Annotated in this window: 10 protein-coding genes; 2 read left to right on the top strand and 8 right to left on the bottom strand. The window is 44.8% G+C overall.

All coding sequences use genetic code 11. The features are described from left to right. Positions 1-145: 145 nt before the first annotated feature. Positions 146-607, bottom strand: coding sequence for a sugar-binding domain-containing protein (locus F0220_RS15160; RefSeq protein ID WP_181155415.1), 462 nt, complete (start codon positions 605-607; stop codon positions 146-148). Between the two features lie 194 nt (positions 608-801). On the opposite strand from F0220_RS15160, the gene F0220_RS15155 reads away from it, so the two are divergent. After that, complete coding sequence (locus F0220_RS15155) at positions 802-2,004, top strand: MFS transporter (RefSeq protein ID WP_105598744.1); 1,203 nt, start codon at positions 802-804, stop codon at positions 2,002-2,004. Between the two features lie 16 nt (positions 2,005-2,020). Continuing rightward, complete coding sequence (locus F0220_RS15150; protein WP_223199954.1) at positions 2,021-2,641, top strand: TetR/AcrR family transcriptional regulator; 621 nt, start codon at positions 2,021-2,023, stop codon at positions 2,639-2,641. Between the two features lie 100 nt (positions 2,642-2,741). Here the strand turns inward: F0220_RS15150 and F0220_RS15145 are convergent, their stop codons facing one another. The 7 genes from F0220_RS15145 to F0220_RS15115 all read right to left on the bottom strand — a co-directional run bounded on the left by F0220_RS15145 (position 2,742) and on the right by F0220_RS15115 (position 13,925). After that, positions 2,742-5,003 carry a glycoside hydrolase family 3 N-terminal domain-containing protein gene (locus tag F0220_RS15145; RefSeq protein WP_105598742.1) on the bottom strand — a complete coding sequence of 754 codons (2,262 nt, stop codon included), beginning with the start codon at positions 5,001-5,003 and terminating at the stop codon, positions 2,742-2,744. Between the two features lie 98 nt (positions 5,004-5,101). Further along, positions 5,102-6,022, bottom strand: coding sequence for a carbohydrate ABC transporter permease (locus F0220_RS15140; RefSeq protein ID WP_105598741.1), 921 nt, complete (start codon positions 6,020-6,022; stop codon positions 5,102-5,104). 15 nt (positions 6,023-6,037) lie between these two features. Continuing rightward, positions 6,038-6,979, bottom strand: a complete 942-nt coding sequence (locus F0220_RS15135) for an ABC transporter permease (RefSeq protein ID WP_197997708.1) — start codon at positions 6,977-6,979, stop codon at positions 6,038-6,040. A gap of 136 nt (positions 6,980-7,115) precedes the next feature. Continuing rightward, the gene (locus F0220_RS15130; RefSeq protein ID WP_105598740.1) at positions 7,116-8,792 is read right to left on the bottom strand and encodes an ABC transporter substrate-binding protein; all 1,677 of its coding nucleotides are present in this window, start codon (positions 8,790-8,792) and stop codon (positions 7,116-7,118) included. Positions 8,793-8,834: 42 nt separating this feature from the next. After that, on the bottom strand, positions 8,835-10,496 hold the full coding sequence (locus tag F0220_RS15125) for an ABC transporter substrate-binding protein (protein WP_105598739.1): 1,662 nt from the start codon (positions 10,494-10,496) through the stop codon (positions 8,835-8,837). Positions 10,497-10,617: 121 nt separating this feature from the next. Then, positions 10,618-12,333, bottom strand: a complete 1,716-nt coding sequence (locus tag F0220_RS15120) for a sensor histidine kinase (protein WP_223199953.1) — start codon at positions 12,331-12,333, stop codon at positions 10,618-10,620. A gap of 5 nt (positions 12,334-12,338) precedes the next feature. Then, the gene (locus F0220_RS15115) at positions 12,339-13,925 is read right to left on the bottom strand and encodes a response regulator (RefSeq protein ID WP_105598737.1); all 1,587 of its coding nucleotides are present in this window, start codon (positions 13,923-13,925) and stop codon (positions 12,339-12,341) included. Positions 13,926-14,020: the final 95 nt, after the last annotated feature.

Genomic DNA, 14,020 nt, shown 5'->3' with positions numbered 1-14,020 from the left:
CACTCAGACTCTCGTGCTTGCTCCCACAAACAAATTTCACCAGATAATATGCCGTATGGAGCTCGAGTTCCAACCATATCGTCTGTGAAATAAGGGACAGCTTGAAGTTTGGAATAGTCAATTGCCGTGCGACCGCTAGCCAGCATTATACGCCGCGAATGATTCCGCCGTCGTCTGCCCAATCAAAGCTATTGCCCATGGGAAGAGTCGTCTGGCTATTTGCATTATTCACGGATACCACAATTCGGTTGATTGCATCAAAGGTGACTGTGTCGGAGATTTCTATAATAAATGGAGTGTAACCTGATTGAGTATGTTCTCCTACACGTTTTCCGTTTACCCAAACCACTGCATCTCGATAAACTGCATCAAACTGTAAACGCAGTAATTTAGCTTCCCATTCCAAAGGAGCGTAAAAATCATGACTGTACCATCCCGTTCCACGGAACTCCTCCAACCCGTTTTGCACGTTCCACGTGTGGGGAATCTTAACCATTTCGCCCGAGGGTGGACCTTGTTCATACCATTGTAGTTCCATGCCCTGATTCTCGGTATCTGCCTGAAACAACCATGATTCTTCCAATGAAACTACTGTTCTAGCACTCATTCTGATTCCTCTCTTTCTCATGCTGTTTTTTTAATATGATATAGAAGACTTCTCTGTACGGCCATTCAACATCCGCTGAATGTCATGGACAATCTGGTGACAAAAAAAGATTTACATATTTCCTTCAAATCATTTAAAATGGTTTACGCAATGTAAAGGTTAACAAGTTGTAAATGAAGGGGTTAATGACGTACATGAGTACATTACCAAAATCAGTTCGCTTTCCACTGTTCATTCTGATGTTAAATCTGTTTATCGCTTTATTGGGGCAAGGGATGCTCATCCCCATATTGCCGGAGTATTTGAAGCTTTTTCATGCGGGAGGCACAGTAGCAGGATTTTTAGTTGCAGCCTTCGGTGCTGCTCAATTCTTCTTTTCACCTCTCGGGGGACAACTGTCTGATCGATTTGGACGCAAAAGGTTGATCATGGCTGGTATGTTTCTGTCTGTTGTTTCAGATATCATATTTGCGCTGTCAACGTCATTGCCGTTCCTCTATGTCGCACGGTTTATCGGTGGAATCAGTCTTGGTTTAATGGTTCCTGCCAACCTCGCATATGTCGCTGATATTACAACACCAGAGACACGTGCAAAAGGCATGGGCTATTTCGGCGCAGCTATGAACTTGGGGATGGTTCTGGGACCTGGTCTGGGCGGTATCATCGCCGAGATGGGCATTCGCATGCCCTATTTCTTCGCAGCGGGTCTGGGAATGATTGCTGCCCTAATGACGCTGCTATTGCCTGAGACACTTCCCCCCGAGAAAAGAACGGTCTCCATCCGTCTTCAAAACGGAGATCACTTGGGCAAGAAAATCTGGAGTTCATTTAAAGTACCCTATTTCAAATACTTGATTGTACTGCTCGTTATGACCTTTGGCCTCATGAGTTATGAGACCGTATTCGCGCTTTTTGCAGAACAAAAATACGGATTCAACGCTGCAACGATCTCCATCATTATTACTCTGGGTGCGATTATCGGTATTATTGTACAAATCTGGCTTTTGGATTGGTTCGTACAGCGAATCGGTGAAGTTAAGTTGATCCGTCTCTCCTTAATAATCACACCCATAGCTTTGTTGTTAATGTTAATTAAGGTCAACCTTGTCTTTCTGTTGTTCGCTTCTGCGTTATTCTTTGCCTTTAATTCATTTTTGCGACCTTCGGTCAGCACGTTAATATCCAAAAATGCTGGAGATCGACAAGGTTATGCATCGGGTCTGAATACGACATTTTCCAGTCTCGGAACGGTGATTGGCCCGTTGATCGCAGGACTATTGTTTGACAAAAACATAAACTTCCCGTATATTTTTGGTGCAATTATGCTACTCGCTTCTCTCGGACTTACCTTGAACGCATTTCGTTCGAAGAAAGGACAACGGTATATAAGTGAATGAAAACTGGCATCAACAATTGGGAAATAAACATCGTGATGATTTGATTGCAGCAGGTAAGGAGCTTTTTTTGAAATATGGATTGCTCCAAGTAAAGATTAAGGATGTATGCACGAAAGCTAAACTTAGTAGAGTGACATTTTATAAACATTTTCAGTCTATGGATGAGCTTCTTCTGGCCATTCAGATGCAACTGATTGAACATTTAACGGATGAGGTTAGCCGTGCATCGATGAAGGACATGAACGGGCGAGAACAACTCACGGTGATGTTGAATGCATGGGTTGTTTATGCCCAGGATCATCCAGACTACATCCGGTTTATTCAATTATTTGATATCAACTATGAGATGTATGATTTTAGTCCTGAATTAAGAGAAACATACGATCTATTCAACCAGAATGGGAAAGAAAATCATTTCCTGATGGGCGCTTTATCCCAAGGCGTTGTTGACGGCAGTATTAAGAATCCATCCCCTCCGCTTGATCTGGCTCAGTTTATCTTCACAACGATGATGGCCATGCTCCAGCGCATGGTAACTATTCGTGCTTCTCATGATCATTCATTGGATATGCGAATGACGGAGCAATTTGTGAAGATGCTGCTCCATTTTGTTTGTAGCGAAGAACTCCCCGAGTGAGGGATGGTAGATGGATCGGTGAAACCAATGGTTAGTTAAAAATAAAAAGACGGATTCCGTATGTTGGAATCCGTCTTTTTTGTCTTCATTTAAGAATGACTTAATCCGTTTGTACGGGCAACTGTCCTCCAGCTTTCAGTTGACCAAGCAAAACTTTGATCCCGGCAGACGTGTTTGGCTCCTGCTTTCCATACACTGCAAGCCCTGAACGCACGTTCTGAAGATAGATCATCTCGTAAGGGTTACCCAATGACAACAGCGTATATCGCTGATTACTCTGGTTCATCGCATTGATCAAGGATTGATACTCGCTCCATCCGAACTGGCTGGCTACATTCCGGAATTGGTAAGAAGCAAGAATGACATAATTGGCTTTGCCAATTGCCTGGAGCGTTTCATTCATTTTGTCTTGTCCAACAAGTGCAATTTCAGTCTTTAACGACAGGTTATTAGCGGCTTGCAACAGTTGTTTTTCAAGCTGTTTCGCCTGATCCTGCTCGGCTGCGACAATAACAACCCGATCGCCTTGCTGAATCTGATCCGGAAGCACACCTTCGCGGCTACTGAGTACGGTGACCGCTCGCTCTGCGATTTTCTGTTCCACCGCTCGATGCTCCTTCGATCCAATAATACCGTTAAGCTGAGTAAGCTTTTGCGCAAGAGTCTGGCTGCGTTCAAACAAACCATATTTCGCTTTCATCTCCAAGATTCGTTTCACAGATGCGTGTATGGTTTCATCCTTGATCGTTCCATTGTTCACCGCATTCACCAGCGTTTGATGGGCCGCTGCTGAATCTTTTGGCATTAGGATGATATCAACACCTGCGGAAACGGCGCGTTCTACCGATTGATTTTCCCCAAAATGCTCCGCAATTGCATTCATGGTGAAAGCATCGGAAATAATGAGACCTTCATATCCCAGCTCTCCGCGAAGAAGTCCTGTCAGTACCTTTTTCGATAAGGTGGCAGGAATCGGCACACGTTCACCGTCTTTGAGCGAAGTCACATGTTCGTTATCTATGGCAGGAAAAGCAATATGAGCGGTCATAATCATCTCTACACCATTTTTGATTGCAGCCTGAAATGGCTTTAATTCTACAGCATCCAGCCGCTCGCGATTATGAGTTAGTACCGGCATACCCAGATGGGAATCTACCTTGGTATCTCCGTGCCCAGGAAAATGCTTCACTGCCGCCATGACCCCGGATTGCTGCAAGCCCTGTATCGTTGCCAAACCAAGCCGTGTCACCAAATCCGTATCCGAGCCAAACGACCTTATACCGATGATGGGGTTATCTGGATTGCTGTTGATGTCCAGCACTGGCGCAAAATTGATCTGCAATCCCAGTGCCTTCAGCTCCTCCCCTGTCAGCTGACCAGCCGCTTCGGCAAGCGCTGCATCTCCAGTTGCACCCAGTGCCATCTGACCTGGCAGGTTCGTACCGCCTGGTATTCGCTTAATCACACCACCTTCTTGGTCAATGCTAAGAAATAGCGGTATGTCACCTGCTTCTCTTTGTATATCATGTGTGAACGTTGTAAGCTGCCTCACGTCTGCAATATTTTTGTCAAATAGAATGAGTCCACCCAAGTCCTGATCATGGATAGTGCGTTTCAGCCCCTCATTAACGGTCGTTGTCGCTTTACCATTCCATTGCCTAATGTCGGGCATAAGCATCTGACCAACTTGCTCACTTACCGTCATATAGGATATCAGTTTGTCCCAATCTTGTGTCCGAATGGCCGCTTCACGTTCGAAGCGAATCACTCTCGCCATAAATACGGCATATTCAGCGCGCGTGACAGCTTGATTTGGACGGAAAGTGGCATCCGAATAACCACCGACCAAGCCGTTTGAACTCATAATAAGAATGGGTGCTGCCGCCCAATGTTTGTCTGTATCGGTCCATTTTGCGGGATTCTTACCTTGTTCGAGTGAATATGCCCTTGTAAGGAAGGCCGCAGTCTCTGCGCGGCTAAGCGGTGCGTCCGGACGGAAGGTTCCGTTAGGGAAACCACTCGCAAGTCCATTTTTAGCAGCTATCATGATTTCTCGATGGAAAGGGTGTGTAGTTGGAACATCCGAATAGGTTGTGCCTCCCACTGCGCTCTGAAGCTGATCTGGATAAAGCTCCCGCACCATAAAAGTGACGGCTTGTGCCCGTGTCACAAGTGCCTCAGGCTTGAAAATCCCATGGCCGTATCCAGCCACTGTTCCCCGTTTCGCCATATACGTGATGCCATCCTCTGCCCACTTTGAATGCTTTAAATCAACAAACGTTTCTTCCGCAGCTGCCGATCCCACCCCTATAAGTATAGAGCCGAGAACAGCACCAATCATCGTCATCCATTTTACATGCATTTGTTTCACTCCTGTTGTTATCCTATGGATGAATAGACGCTAATACGGTATCGTTTGTTGCGTTGACATAATTCAATGAAATGATAAGCTGGCCATGACTACCCCTTCACTCCACCAATTGTCATGCCCTGTACAAAGTATTTCTGTAAGAACGGATACACCATCAGAATAGGAACACTTGCAATAATGGTCATGGTCGCTCGAATCGAGGTTGGTGTGACCGCCGTTGCATTGCTCTCGGCAGACTGATAAGCATCACTTGCTGATGAAGTCGCTGAGGTCGTCGAAGTTTGCAGAATCTTCATCAACTCATATTGCAACGTGCTTAATTCTTTATTGGAAGAGTTGTACAGGAATACATCGAACCAGGAATTCCATTGTCCCACAGCTACAAAGAGTGATACGGTTGCCATTGCGGGAATCGTTAGTGGCAGGACAACGCGGATAAATGTCGTGAACTCCCCTGCCCCGTCAATACGGGCTGACTCCAGAATACCTTCAGGAAGACCTTCAATAAATGAACGGATGACAATCATATTGAAGACACCGATTACACCCGGAATGATATATACCCAGAAGGAACCGATCAATCCAAGGTCTCGAATCAGCAGATAACCGGGGATCAACCCCCCGCTGAAGTACATGGTGAATACAAAAAACATCGTAACAAACTTGCGAAGCACAAATTCCTGACGACTAACCGTATATGCTAGCATGGCTGTACAGAAAACGGACACCACGGTTCCAATGACCGTACGCAGTGCCGAGATCAGAGTTGCGTGATATATATCGGATTCGCCAAAAATGTATTTGTAGTTGTCCAGTGTCCATACACGAGGCCATAGATATATTCCACCCCGAATGGCATCATTTGCATTGTTGAAGGATACGGCAATCATATTAGCAAAGGGATAAATCGTCACAATCATCAGACATACCATGAAGATGATGTTAATGGTGTCAAACGCTCGATCCCCGGTGCTGCTATTCCGCAAGCGGGATGTGTTTCCTTTTTGCATGGCATAGGCCTCCTTTTAGAATAGTCTGCTCTCTCCCATTTTTTTCGCTATATAGTTCGCTGAGAAAAGGAAGATGAAGCTGACCACAGTTTTGAATATGCCGGCTGCTGTACCCAAGGAAAAGTTCCCCATCCCTAATCCATATTTCAGTACAAAGATGTCCAGATTCTCCGAATAATCCATATTCATCCCGTTACCCAACAGATATTGTGGCTCGAATCCGGATTCCAGAATACTTCCCATGTTCATGATCAACAAGATCACAATAACCGGTTTCAAGCCAGGCAGCGTGATATATAACATCCGTTTGAAGCGACTGGCTCCATCAATCTCTGCAGCCTCATATTGTGCCGGATCAATTGCCGTAATCGCTGCCAGATAGATAATGGTGTTCCAGCCGACATCCTTCCAGACCTCAGTTGCCCCCAGAATACCCCAGAAGTATTCACCTTTCCCCATCCATAGTACGGGACTGTCAATTAGATGAAGCTTCATTAACAGCAGATTGATAATTCCGTCTGGTGACAGTACGGTTAACACAATGCTGGAGGCAACAACCCATGAAATAAAGTGAGGCAGATAACTGACGGTTTGCACAAAGCGTTTAAATATGACATTTTTCAGTTCATTCAACAAGAGGGCCAGTGTAATTGCTGTCACAAATCCCAACACCAGTTTAATGGAACTCATGACAAGCGTATTGCGCAGCACCCGGTAGAAGGTATTGTCTTCAAACAACGTACTAAAATGCTGCCAGCCTACCCACTGCTGATCCGAGAAGGACCTCGCCGGTTTGAAATTCTGAAAAGCCATGGTCCATCCCCATAACGGCAGGTACTTGAAGATAAAAGCCCAGATGACAAAAGGTATACACATCCAGGCAAGTGTTCGTTGTTGCACAAGACGTTTGAAGAACGAATGTGCTCTGGTTCCCTTCGGATTCGAGGCTGGCGGCATCGAGTTAAGGGAGACATTAGGTTTCTCCACGGTGAACCTGCTCCTTTCCTTTGCTGTTATTCATGCGAGGAGAAACCGGAGTTTATGCTCTTTCGTCTTCTCCTCTGCATGTACAGTTTGTTTTAAAGTGTTCGTATTACCATTTTCCTGCGACACGATCCTTCACAACTTTGGTAATCGTCGCTTCATAACCAGCTTTGTCCAATTTGTTCAATTCAGCCATGTAAGCATCCCACAGCTTATCAAAATTCGAGGGTGCTCCCAAGATCATTTCCGGTAAGTATTTACGTTGCAGATCATCCGATTTGGTGGTGAAGATCTGTTCAGGTGATCCTTGCTCAAGGGCGATGGACCATGCGGGGAACCATGGCCGCTCCTCCGGTTTGTTAAATAATTCACTAAAGGTTTGGATACCGTAGGCATCAAGGAACTTCTTGTCTCCCTCGGTGTAAGATGCAGCGGCTACTTCTGGCTGGTTGCCAGGGCTATAAGCGTTACCATCGGTTAGTGTAGATTCACCGCCATATTTCGGCCAGTCTGTGCCAAAGTAGGTGAACCCGAATTTACGGCTGAGCTCCAGATCATCATGAGCCTTGCGTTGATCTTCATTTGCATAATAAAATCGGCCCTTTTCATCCACACTGTACGTCTCGTCCTTGATGCCCCATTGCACCAGAACCTGATTCTCTTCCTTCAGCAAATTATCAAAGTATTTGATGATACGAACAGGGTCTTTGGCATTCACCGAGATACCTGTTGCATAGTTGTTGACGAAGCCGGGAGGATCAACATATTGATCCTTAATTCCTTCATCAAACACAATCGGAAGTGGTGCATAACGTTTCTCATCAATGCCTGCCGAGAGCAGGTTTTTCGAAGCGTCACCAATCTGCCAGCCATAATTGAAGTATCCTAACACACGACCCGAAGTCAGTTTGGCCAAATACTGGTCTTTGTTCATCGTAAAGGATTCGGGATCCAGCATCCCTTGAGCATTGATTTCATTTAACTTCTGAATCCATTTTTTCTGAGCATCTGTTCCCGCGACGACTTTTGCCTCATGGGTAGTCATGTCTACCATGACACTGCCATCGTTCGGATAACCGGCAAGATGCATGGCTGGATTTTGCAGTGTGAAGAAGTTATTAGCCACACCCGCAAGTGACACAAATCCGATTGTCTCTGCACCGTCGACAGTTGGATGTTTTTCCTTGTAATCCTGAATCAGATCAAAATATTCATCCAGTGTAGTGATCTTGGGATAATCAAACTCTTTGAGCACAGATCGTTGAATCCAGAAAGCTCCTCCGCCCACATTTGGACTACCTGAATACTCACCCTGATTAGCCGTATAAGGCAGTGCATAGATTTTTCCGTCTTCGGCATTTTTCATTTTATCGAAATATGGTCCATACACCCTTTTGATATTAGGTCCGTATTCCTCAATCAGATCATCCAGCGGAATATAGGCACCGGCATCCAGTAACTTGGACATCTCACCACTGGAGCTAATGACATCAGGATAGTCTCCACTCGCAATCATGACACCGGCTTTTGTAGCACTATCACCTACCAGATATTCCATCTTCCAGTCCACACCTGTCTGCTCTTGCAACGCTTTACCGATTGTTGTTTCGCTTGCCAGAGCATCCTTCTTGCCTGGAGAGAACATGTAATACGAGAACGTGACTGGACTGTTCTCATCATCACCTGTGGCTGAAGGTGATGATGACGAGTTGTTTTGACTGCACCCAGCCAGCAAAACTGTCAGTAATACAGCTAAACCTGCTGTTCTAAATTTTGGTTTTAACATGTGAATATTCCCCCGTTCCGTGTTTTCTCTTATCGATTACACTCACCATTTTCCAGCTACACGATCCTTCACTGCCTGTGTTATCGTAGCTTCGTATGTTTTCTTGTCGAGTTGATTCAATTGACTCATATATTCATTCCATGTGTTCTCGAAAGTGGAAGGTGAATCCATAATCATTTTGGGTAAATATTTCTTCTGGAGATCTTCTGCCTTGGTGATGAAAATCTGTTCAGGAGAGCCCTGCTCCAATGCAATGGACCAAGCAGGAGACCAAGGACGCTCATCCGGTGTGCTGAATAGTTCTGTGAATGTCTCCACACCATATTTCTCTAACAACAGCTTGTCACCGTCCGTGTAACTATAGGTAGCCACTTCTGGTTGATTGCCTGGTCCATAGGCGTTGCCATCCTCCAGTACGGAGTTATTGCCGTAACGAGGCCAGCTGTAATTAAAATAGTCAAAGCCGAACTTACGACTTAATTCCGGATCTTCATGTGCCTTGCGTTGGTCATCATTTTCAAAGTAAAAGCGACCCTCATCATTCACACTATACGTCTCGTCCTCGATACCCCATTGAACCAGAATCTGGTTTTCTTCCCTGAGCAAATTATCAAAATATTTAATAATTCGCACAGGATCTTTGGCATTTACGGTAATTCCGACACCGTAGTTGTTCACAAAACCTGGCGGGTCCACATACTGGTCTTTGACACTGTCATCAAATACGATCGGTAGTGATACGTAACGTTTGTCGTCAATACCAGCCTTCTTGAGGTTGTTCGTTGCGTCTCCAACCTGCCAGGAGTAACTGAAATATCCCAGCACCCGACCGGATGTCAACTTGGCGAGATACTGATCCTGGTTCATTGTGAAGGATTCGGGATCAAACATCCCCTGTGCGTTAACCTCGCTCAGCTTCTGAATCCATTGTTTCTGATAATCAGATCCGGCTACCAGTTTGGCTTCATGGCTCTGCATATCCACCATCACACTGCCATCGTTTGGATAACCTGCCAGATGCATGGCCGGATTTAGCAGGGTGAAGAAGCTGCCCGACTCACCCGCAAGTGTGGCGAAGCCGATGGTTTCTTTTCCATCGATCTGCGGATGCTTTTGCTTGTATTGCTCAATCAAGTCAAAATATTCGTCCAGCGTTTTGATCTTGGGATAGTTGAACTCTTTTAACACAGCACGCTGAATATAAAAGCCGGTCTGAAAATTAGGCTCTGACACATAACCGATGTTGGCAGTGTATGGCAAGAAATATATCTTTCCATCCTCCTGTCTGAATTTGTCCATATAAGGCCCGTATACTCGCTTGATGTTAGGCCCGTATTGATCGATCAGTTCATCCAGCGGGATAAAAGATCCTGCATCCATCAATTTGGCCATTTCACCACTGGAGTCGATGATGTCGGGGTAATCCCCACTCGCAATCAATACACCTGCCTTGGTTGCACCGTCGCCGACCAGATATTCCATTTTCCAGTCAACGCCTGTTTGTTCCTGTAACTTCTTGCCAATGGTCGTGCTGCTTGCCAGAATGTCCTTCTTGCCACCGCCAAACGTGAAATATTTAAAGGTGACCGGGGTGTTGTCATTACTGTCAGGATAAGAGGCTTCCGGGCTGGCTTTATTACAACCTGCCAGGGTTACAGCCAGTAAAATGGCCAGACCTGTTATAATGTTTCTTTTTCTAAACATGTAGCAAATGCCCCCTTAAAGTATTGTTTGTGTCTTTAAGCCTTCTCAATATATCAAGATAGCGCTTTCAAAGTTACCCATGAAAGTGTACCTCCTACTTTGAAAAGTATATCCCTCATATTTAGTCGCCTGGCATGGCTGATGGATCAAGTGGAAGCTTAATTTGGATATGGGTTCCTTCTCCTTCCCATGTCTGGATGTCGAATGTAAAGTGATTTTTATAACAAAGTTTTAAGCGACTATACGCATTTTTCATGCCAACATGCTCTCCCATATCGGTGTTTTGATCCAGGTAACTTAACAACTCTTCCAATTTTGCATGTGACATCCCTATACCGTTATCCGTTAGTCTGATATGGAGCTGGTCATTTTCCATTGAAACGAAGAGTTGAATGATACCTACACCCGGAGATGACTCAATTCCATGAATACTTGCATTTTCAACAAAGGGAAGGATAACCATCTTGGGGATTCGGTACATCAGTACCGCAGGATCTGCCTCAATGGTATATTGAAGTTTTTCTCCAAAGCGGTATTTCTGAATTTGCAAAAAACTCTCGATGAGTTCCAATTCTTCCTTCACTGTCACATCATTCTGATTCCAACTAATTGACTTGCGAAACATCTTGGCCATGTTATGCACAATTTTGGCAGTCTCTCTCTCGCCTTTGATGAGGCTCCGCATACGTACCGACTCCAGCGTATTAAACAAAAAATGCGGGTTGATCTGACTATGGAGCGCATGAAGCTGTGCTTGTTGCTGCTTTAACTCCAGGTCTTTCTTTTGGATGTCAGCGAGATATACCTCATGAATCAGGTTATGGATCGTCTCGGTCATTCGATTAAATTCCATCGTGAGTTGACCTATTTCATCTCTTGCATCTTCAGGCGGAATCGTCTGGAAATTCTGTGTTTTTACTTTTTTCATATGTTTCAGAATGCGCACCAGCCTGACATGGATGGTTCTGGACATAGCCGCGATGATAATAGAAGGCAGGACAAAATTAATGCAAGCCAGCCATACGACGAAGGAACGGGACTTCCGCACCTCCTTCAACACAATTTCTTCATCCATCACCCCTTGCAGGGACCACCCTTCCAGATAGTTAATGCCTGTATACGTAAGTTCAAAGGGAATCATTTTGTTCGGAAACTGGATCTCGCTGTAACGTTTCCCTATCTGAGCTTCTTCTGCTGTAGGATCATTTGAAAATTGGATGTGTCCCCCCGGATCAAGAAGATACACTTTTCCATCAAATCCGCTGTTGTGGAAATACTGCTTGATCATATCCATATTCAGGTCAATTTTAAGTAACTGCTCTCTCCCCCCAGTGTCCAGATTGTCGAGCCTTTGAACCAGGCTTAACATCTGATCCGATGAGATCAGTGCCGGATAAGGGGCGGAGTATGCCTGAAATTGAACGTACCAGTCCGAGTTGCGGACATCGTCAGTTAAACGATCAATATAACCGGAAGATAAAATGGTAGAATTATCGGTATACACTTGATACCAGCGAATTCCCTGATTCATTTGACCGGAGAATTGCCCTTTTAAATAGGAATTATAAGCGTCAATGTACTCAAAATGACTTTGAAATGAACGGGAGATGGTGTCGTTGAATACAGGGTCAGTATATAACGAATAAGAGAGACCGACGCCCTGATCAATGGTTACCCGCAGGTCGTTCTTCAGATTGTTCAAGGCCATGCCGGCATCACGAGTTTTCTGACTACGAATATTGGCGGATGTGACATTGTAGAACACCACATTGGTAACAACGATGGGAATAAACACAGATAAGACATACATGAGCAGTAGCTTATCTCGAAGCTTCATGTAATTCAGGTTCCATCTTGGCATTGTGCACCTCGCTGCTCATTTCCCATAAGGAGATTGCGATACTCTGTAGGCGATAACTTAACAAGTTTCTCAAACTGGGTTACAAAATAGTCCGCATTCTGAAATCCTACGCGTGCAGCAACCTCGTACATTCTCAGATCCGTCTGGCGCAGTAACTTCTTCGCCTCATGAATCCGCAGGTTCAGCAGATAGTCATTAAAGTATTGATTGTAGCTTTTGCGGAATAATCGCCCAAGATAGACGGGATTCATATAGAAGAGCGCAGCAATGCTTTTGAGATTGATGTTCTCGGTATAATTTGCATCAATATACCGTTTGATCTTGCTGATATCCCCTTTGGATCGCTCCATCCGCAGTTGAGAGACATAATCCTCGGCTTCCTCCAGCGCGGTGAGAAAAGCATTCTTCAATAGTCGTAAATTCCAACCTTCATGACTTTGTTGTGCCAGCTCCTTCAGCTGCTGCAACCCTTCATCATTACCACCCATTTCGTGGACCACAGCGAGAATACCCGTTATACAACGCAAAAGAGAACCCGATACAGCCTGAGGAGAAAACCGATTCATATGAAACAATTTGAATTTCTCTTCTACAATCTTGTGGTAAGCAGGCCTATTCCCCTCTTCCAGGCTTAAAATTAAGTGATCCACCTCGTCCTGGTATACATTGAAAACAAACAGCGATTTGTCCTTGATCTCCGTATAACGTACGACACCACCAGTTTCAGCATATTTATGCTTGGCTGCTTCTTCAGCCGCCATAAGGGATTGTGGGACATCACCAATTTCTTTGACGAGTGTTCCTGCATAAAGACCGATATCCAGGTTAAACCTTTTGCTCAGTGTTATATGAATATTATGCAGTTTATCCTGTAACGCCAAGCCCCCTTGATGATGATCAGGCCACAACAGTAATAAAGCAAACGTCCCGCGTTGTTGCTCACTGATGAACATTTTGCATAAATTACTCTCCAGAGAATGTACTGCTTCACGCAGCTGTTCAATGGTAATTTTAATTTCATCTAATCCGGTCTGAAGTTCAATCAAAGTCATGAGCAGACTGGAGTTACGATTGATCCCAAGCATCTCGGCATATCGATGTTCATCTTCCTTCTGTACATGGCCTTTGATCACATCCTCCAGCATGATGTTACTCGCCTGCCCCTCAGCCAAAAGAATATGTTTTCTTTTATTGCAAATCAGATTAGCGGACTTCTGCAACGTCGCTGTCAGTTCTTCATCATCAATAGGCTTGAGGATATAGTCATGAACGCCGTACCTGATTGCCTGCTGTGCATATTTGAAGTCATGATAACCACTGATGATAATGAACACAGGTTCCAGATGTGGCATTTTCTCAACGGCACGTATCAGTTCCAGTCCATCCAGGATTGGCATACGGATATCTGTTATAATCACGTCTGGTTGCAGGTATTCAATCAGATTTAATGCCTCTGCACCGTTCTCTGCCTCTCCGATAATCTCCATGTTAAGATCCATCCAATTTATGAGTTCATACAGCCCCTTTCGTACATACATCTCGTCATCTACCAGTAATACTTTTAACATACCGTGTGTCCCCTTTCCTCCAACGAAAATAAACCGCCGGTAGCATGTCTCCCTATCGGCGGTATCTAATATGGTGACTGTTGTAGTTATTGCAA

This window comes from Paenibacillus sp. 37 (assembly GCF_008386395.1).
Lineage (GTDB): Bacteria > Bacillota > Bacilli > Paenibacillales > Paenibacillaceae > Paenibacillus > Paenibacillus amylolyticus_B.
Note: the sequence above shows the minus strand (reverse complement) of the source record. Positions and strands in the feature narration are given on the sequence as shown.

Bases quoted from the DNA above. Each gene is read 5' to 3' on its own strand.
- F0220_RS15155 (WP_105598744.1), top strand. From the start codon at position 802: ATGAGTACATTACCAAAATCAGTTCGCTTTCCACTGTTCATTCTGATG.
- F0220_RS15115 (WP_105598737.1), bottom strand. From the start codon at position 13,925: ATGTTAAAAGTATTACTGGTAGATGACGAGATGTATGTACGAAAGGGG.
- F0220_RS15130 (WP_105598740.1), bottom strand. From the start codon at position 8,792: ATGTTAAAACCAAAATTTAGAACAGCAGGTTTAGCTGTATTACTGACA.
- F0220_RS15140 (WP_105598741.1), bottom strand. From the start codon at position 6,022: ATGCAAAAAGGAAACACATCCCGCTTGCGGAATAGCAGCACCGGGGAT.
- F0220_RS15125 (WP_105598739.1), bottom strand. From the start codon at position 10,496: ATGTTTAGAAAAAGAAACATTATAACAGGTCTGGCCATTTTACTGGCT.
- F0220_RS15145 (WP_105598742.1), bottom strand. From the start codon at position 5,003: ATGCATGTAAAATGGATGACGATGATTGGTGCTGTTCTCGGCTCTATA.
- F0220_RS15135 (WP_197997708.1), bottom strand. From the start codon at position 6,979: ATGCCGCCAGCCTCGAATCCGAAGGGAACCAGAGCACATTCGTTCTTC.
- F0220_RS15120 (WP_223199953.1), bottom strand. From the start codon at position 12,333: ATGAAGCTTCGAGATAAGCTACTGCTCATGTATGTCTTATCTGTGTTT.
- F0220_RS15160 (WP_181155415.1), bottom strand. From the start codon at position 607: ATGAGTGCTAGAACAGTAGTTTCATTGGAAGAATCATGGTTGTTTCAG.